Below are 843 nucleotides of genomic sequence, written 5' to 3' on the forward strand. Positions count from 1 at the left end.
ACCGCCCCGACTGCCCAATCCTTGATAATTTGAGTAACGGGAAGAGGGAGCAGGGGTGATCAGGAAATCGTGACCATAGGCCTGGACATTTTGATCCAGTTTTTATGGACAGCTCAACCTTTCTTATGACAACCTCTAGATAGATCAACTAGTTAAAGGGTGGCATTGTGCTTCTGAATACTCCTGTTTGTGACTTTGGTTGGAAGGCTCCGGATTTTACGCTTAAGGATCCTGATGGAAACAGTTTCACCATGTCGGAGTGTATTGGTGAAAAGGGGCTCCTGATTGCGTTTATTTGCAACCATTGTCCTTATGTGCAGGCGATTGGAGATCGGTTGGCGGCAGATACCAGCTTGCTCATCTCCGAAGGCTTTGGAGTTTTAGCAGTGATGTCCAATGACTATCACTCTGTTCCCGCAGATGTTCCGCGTAAGATGAAAGATTTTTCGCAACTGTATGGCTTTGAATTTCCTTATCTGGTTGATGAAAACCAAACAGTAGGAAAGAAATATGGCGCAGTTTGCACGCCGGACTTCTTTGGTCTCAACAGTAAAGGTGAGCTACAATATCGTGGCCGCTTAGATGATGCAGGATTTAACGACCCGACCGGACGCAAAACCGAGCTTTTGGACGCTATGCAGTTAATTGCTGAAATAGGTCGAGGACCTGAAGAACAGATCCCAAGCATGGGATGTTCGATCAAGTGGTCAAATTAGTTCCATAATCTACCTTATGCGTATTTTATATGTAACCGCCATGCTAAAGTGTCAGGATCTATCAATCTAGAAGTGTCACACTGATCCTGTTGTTGGTCTCTTGCAAGGATGGTGCGACATGGGCATG

General features: G+C 45.6%; 1 protein-coding gene. It reads left to right on the forward strand.

The window, feature by feature from the left end; translation table 11 throughout:
* The first annotated feature begins 167 nt into the window (after positions 1-167).
* Entirely contained in the window at positions 168-716 is a 549-nt protein-coding gene (locus PPL9_RS21360; RefSeq protein WP_057464616.1) for a thioredoxin family protein, read from the forward strand.
* The last annotated feature ends 127 nt before the right edge of the window (positions 717-843 follow it).

The sequence above is a fragment of the Pseudovibrio sp. POLY-S9 genome, from assembly GCF_001431305.1.
In the GTDB taxonomy this organism is placed as follows: Bacteria; Pseudomonadota; Alphaproteobacteria; order Rhizobiales; family Stappiaceae; genus Pseudovibrio.